This window comes from Mesorhizobium sp. M2C.T.Ca.TU.002.02.1.1 (assembly GCF_003997225.1).
The window spans coordinates 1-10,105 of sequence record NZ_RZTO01000146.1; the positions used below are offsets into that span (position 1 = coordinate 1).

Annotated in this window: 10 protein-coding genes; 3 read left to right on the forward strand and 7 right to left on the reverse strand. The window is 64.7% G+C overall.

What is annotated here, in order from left to right:
* From EOD07_RS10610 to EOD07_RS10620, 3 genes are all read left to right on the forward strand, one after another.
* On the forward strand, positions 1 to 1,060 hold a 1,060-nt coding region (locus EOD07_RS10610), incomplete at its 5' end, for a GMC oxidoreductase (protein ID WP_206519453.1).
* A gap of 10 nt (positions 1,061 to 1,070) precedes the next feature.
* A complete protein-coding gene (locus EOD07_RS10615; RefSeq protein WP_127235411.1) occupies positions 1,071 to 1,388 on the forward strand; it encodes a Dabb family protein in 318 nt (105 codons plus the stop codon).
* A gap of 94 nt (positions 1,389 to 1,482) precedes the next feature.
* Positions 1,483 to 2,700, forward strand: coding sequence for an MFS transporter (locus tag EOD07_RS10620; RefSeq protein WP_127235406.1), 1,218 nt, complete (start codon positions 1,483 to 1,485; stop codon positions 2,698 to 2,700).
* A 10-nt stretch (positions 2,701 to 2,710) separates the two neighbouring features.
* On the opposite strand, the gene EOD07_RS10625 is transcribed toward EOD07_RS10620, so the two are convergent.
* The 7 genes from EOD07_RS10625 to EOD07_RS10655 form a co-directional block, all read right to left on the reverse strand.
* The gene (locus EOD07_RS10625) at positions 2,711 to 3,556 is read right to left on the reverse strand and encodes an EamA family transporter (RefSeq protein ID WP_127235407.1); all 846 of its coding nucleotides are present in this window, start codon (positions 3,554 to 3,556) and stop codon (positions 2,711 to 2,713) included.
* Between the two features lie 7 nt (positions 3,557 to 3,563).
* Positions 3,564 to 4,481, reverse strand: coding sequence for an endonuclease/exonuclease/phosphatase family protein (locus EOD07_RS10630; protein WP_127235408.1), 918 nt, complete (start codon positions 4,479 to 4,481; stop codon positions 3,564 to 3,566).
* Between the two features lie 225 nt (positions 4,482 to 4,706).
* Positions 4,707 to 6,260, reverse strand: coding sequence for a sodium:proton antiporter (locus EOD07_RS10635; protein ID WP_127235409.1), 1,554 nt, complete (start codon positions 6,258 to 6,260; stop codon positions 4,707 to 4,709).
* Positions 6,261 to 6,437: 177 nt separating this feature from the next.
* Positions 6,438 to 7,502 carry an ABC transporter ATP-binding protein gene (locus tag EOD07_RS10640; RefSeq protein ID WP_073988166.1) on the reverse strand — a complete coding sequence of 355 codons (1,065 nt, stop codon included), beginning with the start codon at positions 7,500 to 7,502 and terminating at the stop codon, positions 6,438 to 6,440.
* A 15-nt stretch (positions 7,503 to 7,517) separates the two neighbouring features.
* On the reverse strand, positions 7,518 to 8,309 hold the full coding sequence (locus tag EOD07_RS10645) for an ABC transporter permease (RefSeq protein ID WP_127235410.1): 792 nt from the start codon (positions 8,307 to 8,309) through the stop codon (positions 7,518 to 7,520).
* Positions 8,306 to 9,214: an ABC transporter permease subunit gene (locus tag EOD07_RS10650; protein WP_041004825.1), complete on the reverse strand. Its 909-nt coding sequence runs from the start codon at positions 9,212 to 9,214 to the stop codon at positions 8,306 to 8,308. The genes EOD07_RS10645 and EOD07_RS10650 overlap by 4 nt, the downstream gene beginning before the upstream one ends.
* A gap of 60 nt (positions 9,215 to 9,274) precedes the next feature.
* A partial coding sequence (locus EOD07_RS10655) for an ABC transporter substrate-binding protein (protein WP_164772163.1) occupies positions 9,275 to 10,105 on the reverse strand: 831 nt, incomplete at its 5' end.

Below are 10,105 nucleotides of genomic sequence, written 5' to 3' on the forward strand. Positions count from 1 at the left end.
GCGCTCATCCGCTTCCGTCGCCTATCTGAAGCCGATCGGCGCCCGCAAGAATCTGACCGTCAGGACCGACGTGCTCGTCACCCGCGTCGTCGTAGAGAAAGGCCGCGCCGTCGGCGTCGAGATCGTCGACAAGCCGGGCGGCGAGAAGACGATCCTGCGCGCCGACCGCGAGGTGATCGTCTCGTCGGGCGCCATCGGCTCGCCCAAGCTCCTCATGCAGTCGGGCATCGGCCCGGCCGACCATCTGAAGTCGGTTGGGGTCACGCCGGTGCATGACCTGCCCGGCGTCGGCTCCAACATGCAGGACCATCTCGACCTGTTCGTGATCGCCGAATGCACCGGCGACCACACCTACGACAACTACGCCAAGCTGCACCGCACGCTATGGGCCGGGCTGCAGTATCTCCTGCTCAAGAAGGGTCCCGTGGCCTCGAGCCTTTTCGAGACCGGCGGCTTCTGGTACGCCGACCCGACGGCCGCCTCGCCCGACATCCAGTTCCATCTCGGTCTCGGCTCCGGCATCGAGGCCGGCGTCGAGAAGCTGAAGAACCCCGGGGTGACACTCAACTCCGCCTTCCTGCGTCCTCGCTCGCGAGGCACCGTGCGGTTGAAGAGCGCCGACCCGGCCGACCATCCGCTGATCGATCCGAACTACTGGTCCGATCCCTATGATCGCGACATGTCGATCAAGGGCCTGCGGCTGGCGCGCGAGATCATGCGCCAGAAGGCGCTGCAGCCCTATGTGTTGCGCGAGGTGCTTCCGGGTCCAAACCTGCAGAGCGACGCCGACCTTTTCGACTATGCCTGCCGCACGTCCAAGACAGACCACCACCCGGTCGGCACCTGCCGCATGGGCCATGATGCGATGGCCGTGGTGACGCCGGATCTGAGGCTGCGCGGCATCGACGCCTTACGCGTCTGCGACGCCTCGGTCATGCCGCGCGTTCCCTCCTCCAACACCAATGCGCCGACCATCATGGTCGGTGAAAAGGGCGCCGACCTCATCCTCGGCCGCGAGCCGCTGCCGCCAGCCGTGTTCAAGGGCAACCAGGCGGCATGAGGCAAGAATGATGATCCGGCATTGCGTCTTTGTCCGCTTTCGCGACGACGTTCCTGAAACCGAGCGCGCGGCGATCCATGCCGACCTCGAAGCCTTGCGCGCCGTCATCGACGGCATGGGCAAGGTAGAGTTCAGCGCCAATGTCAGTCCTGAACCCTTTGCGCGCGGCTTCGGCCACGGCTTCACCATCGACTTCCGCGATGCCGCCGCCCGCGACGCCTATCTGGTGCACGAGGCGCATCAGCGCGCCGGCGCGCGCCTTGTCGCCGCCCTCGAAGGCGGCACCGAGGGGCTGATGGTCATCGATCTCGAGGTGACGCAAATGTGACCGCTCGCCGGCTTAAAACCGGCTGCTGTCCCGTTCTCTTTTGCCCGCCGTGGAACATATCGCTCCTTTTGGGGAATGCAAAAGGAGCACCGCCTTGGACCTCACCGCTGAGCAGAAGAAAACCGTAGTCGCATCGTTTCTCGGCTGGACGCTCGACGCTTTTGATTTCTTCCTGCTGACATTCCTGCTCACCGATATTGCCGCTGAGTTCCAGACCGACGTGCCGGCGGTCTCCAAAGCACTGTTCCTGACATTGGCGACGCGCTTCATCGGCGCGTTCTTCTTCGGCATGCTTGCCGACAAATACGGCCGCAAGCCCATGCTGATGCTCAACATCGTCAGCTATTCGGTGATCGGCGCTTTAGCCGCCTTCTCGCCCAACCTCGGCGTATTCCTCGCGCTGCGCGCGCTGTTCGGCATCGCCATGGGCGGCGAATGGGGCCTGGGCAGCTCGCTTGCCATGGAATCCATCCCGCCGAGCGCACGCGGCACGGTCTCGGGCATCCTGCAATGCGGCTATCCGACCGGCTATCTGCTGGCCGCGGTGGTCTATGGCCTGCTCTACGGGCAGAAGATCGGCGACTTCACCTTCGGCTGGCGCGCCATGTTCCTCCTGAGCTTCGTGCCGGCCCTGGTCGTGCTGTTCATCCGCTCGCATGTGCCGGAATCGCCGGCCTTCGTCGAAGGCCGTACCCAGACGCGGCCAGGCCTCCTCGAAACGCTGCGGAAGCACTGGGGCATCGCGCTCTATGCCGTGGTGCTGATGATGTTCTTCAACTTCTTCAGCCATGGCACGCAGGACCTCTATCCGACCTTCCTGAAGAAGCAGCACGGCTTCGACACGCACACGGTGAGCTGGATCACCATCGTCGCCAATATCGGCGCCATCGTCGGCGGCCTGGCCTTCGGCGCGCTGTCGGAAAGGATCGGCCGCATCAACGCCATCACGCTCGCCTGCGTGATCGCCCTGCCGGCAATTCCGCTCTGGGCCTATACGACCACGCCCTTCATGCTGGCGATCGGCGCTTTCATCATGCAGGTGGCGGTGCAGGGCGCCTGGGGCGTCATCCCGGTGCATCTCAACGAATTGTCGCCGGGCTCGGTGCGGGCGACGCTGCCCGGCTTCATCTACCAGGCCGGCAATCTGGCGGCTTCCTATGGCGGCCCCTACCAGGCGGGGATCGCCGAAGCGCCGGGAGGCAGCTACGGCTATGCGCTGGCCCTGTTCGCCGGCGTGGTCGCCGTCTGCATCATCGTCGTCATCCGCTTCAGTCCGGAAAAGCGCGGCCAGGTGATGACCGTGCTCAGCTGAGTATCTGTTTTCAACCCATCCTGAGCGCGGCGACGCCGGCAACGATGCCGAGCGCCGCGGCCGCGCGCCAGGCCGTCATCTTCTCGCCCAGCGCCAGCACCGAGATCAGCATGGCGAACAGGATCGAGGTTTCGCGCAGCGACGCGACCGAGGCGATCGGCGCCTTGGTCATTGCCCACATCACGATCCAGTAGGCCGCGCCGCTGAGCACGCCGGTGAACAGCCCGGCCTTCCAGTCGCGCGCCAGCACCGGAAGCGACCGCGGTCCGCGGAAGGCAATGCACAGCACGAGCGCCCACGCCGCATCACAGACGAACAGCCAGGCCGCGTAGCTTTGCGCGGTTGCGGCCAGCCGCGCGCCGCTGCCGTCGGAAAGCGTGTAGCTGGCGATGAAGATCGAGGTGGCGAGCGCGAAGCCGACCGCGCGCAGATTGAGCTTCTCCAGATGCGCCCCACCCCGAAACGACATGACCAGCGTGCCTGCCGACAGAAGCACGATGCCGAGGATGGCGAAGGGCGCCGGGACCTCGCCGACCACGATGATGCCGCCCAGCGCCGAGAGCAGCGGCGCGGTGCCGCGCGCCAGCGGATAGGTCTGGGCGAAATCGCCCGCCTTGTAGGCGCCGATCAGGAAGGTCCGGTAGCCCATGTGGAAGAAAACCGAGGCGAGGATGAATGGCCAGACCTCGGCCTTCGGCACTTCGACGAAGGGCAGCGCCACAAGCGCCGCGGCGCCCATGCCGAGCGTCATCAGCGTGATCGACAGGAAGCGGTCGAGATGGACCTTGACCAGCGCGTTCCAGATCGCGTGCATGGCCGCCGCCGAAAGCACCGCCAGGAAGACGAACAGCGTCATCCCCGCCTCACTTGCCCGCCAGACTTGAGCCGATGCCCGGCGTTTCCAGATCGATGTCGACCCGAAGCGGAAAATGGTCGGAAGCCACCTCGCCGATATCGGCGCTGACCGAACGCACGCGCCCGGCCAGCATGCCGCCGACGAAACAATGATCGAGCCGTCGTTTGGCCAGCCTGCCGTCGATGATCTTTTCGTGCGTATGGAAGTCCGGTCCCGGCTCGGTGGCGACGGAAGCGGCATCGACGAATCCGTCGATATAGGCAGCTCCGCGGTGATAGGGGGCATTGCCGACGATGCGCCGGTATTCGGCGCTGCCTGGCTCCATGTTGAAATCGCCCAGCCAGATCGCCGCCACCGGGTTTTCCGGTTCCGGCTGGCCGTTCGACCAGTTGCGCCGCGGCTCGTCGTCGACGCCGCCCCAGGGGCCGCCGTCGGATGGCGCGCGACGATGCTCGGCATTGAGATAGTCGATCTGCTCCAGCCGCTCCTCGGCCGCGATATGGGCAAGATGCAGCGAGAGCACGCGCACTGGTCCCGCCGGCGTACGGATCATGCACTCCAGCGCCGCGTTGCGGGTGTTGAGCGGCCTCAGCGTGCGCCGCAGCGGCAGCGTGTGCAGCCGCGACCAGACGATCGGCAGCTTCGACAGCACCATCGTGCCGAACTGCCGCCGGCGATTGACGATGCGGCCGTCGCGCCTCTCGCTGGCATCCATGTCGAAGGCGGGGCCATAGGCCCAGTAATAATCGGGCAGCAAGCTGGACAGGATCTCGGGCTGATCGTCCTCATTGGTGCGCTGCCAATGCCGCTCGACTTCCTGCAGCGCGACGATGTCGGCGCCATCCACCAGCCTGGCACAGCGGCTGAGATCATAGCGCCCGTCGCTGCCGTAGCCGTATTGGATGTTGTAGCTGATCAGCTTCATTGATTAACCGGCTCACTTCTGGCGATCGCAGTAGCGCAATTCCAGGAAAAGTGTGAGCGTTTAAGTTCGGCGTCTTCGCCGTAACCTTTCCGTCCGGAATTGCGTCGAGAAAAAAGAGATAGAACGGTTCGCCGTTTCAGGTGAAACGCTCTAGCGCCAGGCCCCTTGCGTTGCAATGGACCGGCAGGACAAGTGGAATAGTCCAATGGAACCCGGCGAACCGCGCTAATAGGTCGTCAGCGGCTGGAAGCTTCCGGCGGGCGACGCCGCCAGTTCCGACCAGTCGATTTCCTCTTCCAGCCGGTGGTAGGCCTCGTCGCCGATCGTGCCGTTGCTGCGCAGTTCCTCCAGCGTGTCGCGCTGCCGCTTGATGGCGTAAAGGCGCAACCGGTCGTATTCCGTCGCGGCTTGCGCGTCGTCGGGGTTTTCCGCAACCCGCCGCTGCGCCTCATACTGCTCGCGCACGACGGCGGCAGCGGCCGAAGTCTTGCGGCTCAGCACATCGAGCGCGGCCTGCATGATGGCGACGCGCGCCTCGGCTACTTCGCGATCGATTGTCATATCCCGCTCGAAATTGAGCCAGCGCAGAAGCGGCTTCAGGCTCATCCCTTGCAGGACCAACGTGCCAAGCACGACAGCGAACGCGGCAAGCACGATCGGGTCGCGCCCAGGAAAATTGGCCGGCAAGGCAATTGCCACCACCAGCGTCACCAGCCCGCGCATGCCGCACCAGCCGACAAGCACGGCGCCGCGAAATGTCGGCGCATCCTGCCTTCTGTCTTCGCCGCCGGAGCGGGCGAACCAGCGTATGACCGCGACGTAACCCGCCACCCAGACGAGGCGAGCCACGATGACGACGATAAGCACCGTTGCGGCGAACAGGAATGCTCCGCCTTGCCCGTCGCCGGAGAGACGGCCGACGATCGACCGCGCCTGCAGGCCCATCAGCACGAAAGCCAGCACGTTGAGCACGAACACCGCCGACTCCCAGACCGAATAGGTGCTGACGCGACGTCTCGCCGACATCCGGCGCGGCGCGGTGCGCGCGATGGTGATGGCATAGACGACGATTGTGATGATGGCGGAAAGGCCGAGCTTGTCGGCAATGATCCAGACGGCGAAGGTTCCGGCGAACTGCACAACGGTGCTGCTTGCCGCGTCCTCGATGCGGGTAAGCGCCAACAGCGAGACGCGGCCGAACAGATAGCCGGCGATAACGCTACCGACCGTCGCAAGCAGGATGACCGGCACCGCGTCCTTCAGCATGAGCGTGCCGACGGCTGCCGCGACCGAAATCCGGTAGATCAGCAGCGCCGTGGCGTCGTTGAGCAGGCTCTCGCCTTGCAGGATCGCGGTGATGCGGTGCGGCACCTTGAACTGGCTGAGCACGGCACTTGCCGCGACCGCGTCCGGCGGCGCGACGATGGCGCCGAGCGCGATCGCCGCCGCGATCGGCAGCCCGGCCATTTTCCAACCGACGAAGGCAACGACCACCGTGGTGAAGACGACCGCGCCGAGCGCCAGGAGCACCAGCGACAGCCGGTACCGCTTCAGGTCGCGCAGCGAGGTGTCATAGGCGGCATCGAGAAGCACCGGCGCGATGAACAGCGCCAGCGCCAGTTCCGGATCGATCTCGATCACCGGCGCGCCCGGCACGAAGGCAAGCCCAACGCCCGCAAGCGCCAGCAGCGATGGGTAAGGCACCTCGAGCCGCCGCGACAGCGCCGTCAGCGCGACGGCGATCAGAAGCAGGACAAGGGTGAGTTCGAACAGCGCCATGCCTTATCGTAGCGGCGAAGCGCGAAGCTTGGCAGTACCTTCGAGTCAGGATGCTGTTGATTTATCCGGCAAACCCGCGCTGCCTCATAGGGTGTGCTCGCAGGACAAACCGATGGCGCCCGTATACCACCGAGGGCCGTCTGGCATGTCTTATCGGCATCAGGACGGCCAGAGCCGTCAGTGCAGAACCAGCATATCGCCCGACGAGAACGAAATATCCGCCTTGTCGCCGACGACCGGGGGCGGCGTCGTCGAATTGTTGAAGGTATCGAGCGAAACCGTGTTGCCGCCGATGCCGACGCGCACGCGGATGACCGAGCCGAGGAAATGCACTTCGGCGATCTCGCCCGACAGGCTGGTGTCGTGCCCGGGCTGGCGCGCCAGCGAGATCGCTTCCGGCCGCAGCGCCAGCGACAGCGTATCGCCGGACTTCGAGCCGTTGAGCTTGCCCTTGAGCGAGACTTCCTGGGTGTTGACCTGCACCTTGCCCGTGGAAGCGTCGGTGACCTTGCCCTCCAGCACGTTGAGCGTGCCGACGAAATTGGCGACGAATTTGGTCGCCGGCCGGTTGTAGATCTCGAACGGCGTCCCGACCTGCTCGGCCCTGCCGCCATACATCACCGCGATGCGGTCGGAGATCGACAGCGCTTCTTCCTGGTCATGCGTGACGAAGATGGTGGTGATGCCGAGCTTCTTCTGGATCGAACGGATTTCCTCGCGCAACGACACGCGCACCTTGGCGTCGAGCGCCGACAGCGGCTCGTCGAGCAAAAGCAGCTTCGGCTTCGGCGCAATGGCGCGCGCGAGCGCGATGCGCTGCTGTTGGCCGCCGGAAAGCTGATAGGGATAGCGGTCGGCCATCTGTGGCAGCTTGATCATGTCGAGCATCTCGGCGACGCGCCTGTCCGCGTCCGGCTTCGACATGCCGGCCACCTTGAGGCCGAAGGCGATGTTCTGCGCCACCGTCAGGTTCGGGAACAGCGCATAGGCCTGGAACACCATGCCGACATTGCGCTGGTTCGGCTTCAGCCGGGTGATATCCTTGCCGGCTACGACGATCTTGCCTGCCGATGGCTCCTCGAAACCGGCCACCATGCGCAGCACCGTCGTCTTGCCGCAGCCCGACGGCCCGAGGAAGGAGACGAATTCGCCCGGTTCGACATCGAGATTGAAGTCCTGGACCACGGTTGTGGCGCCGAAGGATTTTCGAACGTGCTGGATTGAGAGGAATGGCTCAGCCATGGCTTTCTCTTTCGCTCAATTAGGGCGGTTCGCCGATTTCGGCGCGAAGCGGGACAGGACCTGGATCAGCGACATACAGCCCCAGGTAATGGCGAAGGCGATGATGGCAAGTGCCGCCGGCTCGTAAGCGCGGTTGGCGCCCATGTTCTGCAGATACGGGCCGAAGGCCGGCCGGTTGAGCAGGCTGGCCACGGTGAACTCGCCGATGACGATGGCGAAGGTCAGGAAGGCGCCGGACAGAACCGCGATCAGCACGTTGGGCAGGATCACGCGTCCGATGATCGTCGTCCAGCCGGCGCCGAGGATCTGCGCCGCTTCGGTGAGCGTCCTGACGTCGATGGTGCGAAGGCCGGTATCGACGGCGCGGTACATGTAAGGCAGCGCCAGCGTCGCATAGCCGATGACGAGCAATGCGTTGGTGCCGAGTCCGCTGGCGAGGAACGGCAGCGGCGAGCTCGAGCCGTACATGCGGATATAGCCGAACACGATGACGATGGCGGGAATGACCAGCGGCAACAGCGTGACGAATTCGACGATCGGCCTGAGCTGGGGCAGGCGCAGCCGGATCCAGTAGGCGGTGGGCACCACCAGAAGCACGCCGAGGATGATGGTGAAGATCGCGGCCACCACCGAGAAGGTGAAGGATTCCTGGAAGCGCGCATCGCCGAGCACGACGCGGTATGCCTCGAAGGAATATTCGCCGCGCTTCATGCGCATCGAGAATTCCAGCGTCGCGATCAGCGGAATGAAGAAATAGGCGGCGCCGAGGATGAACGTCAGCCAGGCCCAGAACTTACCCGACTTCATTTGAGCCACCTCTCCGAGCGGGTCCGGAACCAGATGTAGAAGACATTGGCGAGCCCGGTGATGAAGATCATGCCGAAGGCGATCGCATAGCCGAGATTGGCGTTGTGCAGCACGTCGCCGCGGATCTGCGCATAGAGCACGATCGGCACGATGTTGAGCGACGAGCCGGTCAACGCATAAGCGGTGGCGATGGCGCCGAAGGCGTTGGCGAAAAGCAGGATGAAGGTGCCGAGGAAGCTCGGCCACAGGACAGGAATGACGACCATGCGCCAGTACTGCCACTGGGTGGCACCGAGCGTCGCGGCGGCCTCGCCCCATTCCTTTTTCAGGCCGTCGATCGCCGGCACGATGATGACGACCATCAGTGGGATCTGAAAATAGAGATAGGTCAGCGTCAGGCCCCAGAAGGACAGCACGTTGAAGCCGTGCTGATAGAGGTCGAAGCCGATCGAGCGCAAGAGCACAGTGAGCAGGCCCAGGCGGCCGAGCGTCGCCAGGAAGGCGAAGGCCAGCGGAACGCCGGCAAACTGCGAGGCGACGCCCGAGAAGGTGAGCGCCGCCGAACGCGTCCAGTTGGGCAGGCCGCCGCGCACGATGGCGATGGCGATGGCGAGGCCGATGAAGGCGCCAAGCAGCGACGAGGCGACGGAAACCTTGATCGAGATCCAGTAGGCGGCAACGATGGTCGGCTGCGCGAGATCGGCGATGTTCTGCAGCGTGAAGCCGCCGTCGGCGTTCTGGAACGCGCCGATGATGAGATAGAGCGTCGGCAGGATCAGGAACATCAACGCGAAGATGATGAAAGGCGCGACGCCCAGCCATTGCGTGGGCAGACGCATCGCGCGCGCGCCGGGCGGAATGGTCTTACCGGCGGCGGACGGTCCTGAAAGGCTGATATCGGTCATGCCTGACTGCCTTCAATAATGGAATCCGGGCGGCGCAAGGCCGCCCGGAAGAGCATCGACTTACTTGACGTTGGCGCCGACGACCGAGTCCCAGCCCTTGGTGATCTCTTCCTTGGCAGCGCCCTGCTCGTCGAGCGACGGGAACACGGCCTTGGCATAGGCGTCTGCCGGCGGCAGCTTGTCGAGCAGCTCCTGCGGAACCTTGCCGTTCTTGGCGAGGTCGTTGAAGCGGATCGGGTGGCAATAACCCTTCAGCCAGCCGATCTGGCCTTCGTCGGAATAGAGGTATTCCATCCACAGCTTCGCGGCGTTCGGATGCGGCGCGTAGGCGCTGATCGCCTGCACGTACACGCCGGCGACGACGCCGGTCTTCGGGATGACGATGTCGGTCGGCGGGTTGCCGTTCAGCGTGTCGCGGCCCGACAGGTTGTTGTAGTCCCAGTTGATCAGGATCGGCGTCTGACCCTGCGCGAGCGTGGCCGGCTTGCCGATGACCGGAACGAAGTTGCCGGCGGCGTTGAGCTTCTTGAAGAAGTCGAGGCCGGCTTCGCCCGCGGCCTTACCGGCAGCGGCGCCGGTCGACAGACCGGAAGCGTGGACGGCCTGGATCGCCTGGTTCGACGCGCGCGGATCACCGGCGAGCGCAACCGAGTTGGCGTATTCCGGCTTCAGAAGGTCGGCCCAGTCGGCCGGAACGTTCTTGACCAGATCCTTGTTCACCATGAACGACAGAACGCCGTAATAGTCGCCGTACCAGGCGCCGTCGGCATCCTTGGCGCTGTCGGGGATCGAATCCCAGGTCGAGACCTTGTAAGGCATCAACAGGCCGTCTTTCTTGGCCGAGGGGCCGAAAGCCAGGCCGACGTCGATGACGTCGGGGGCCTGCGGACC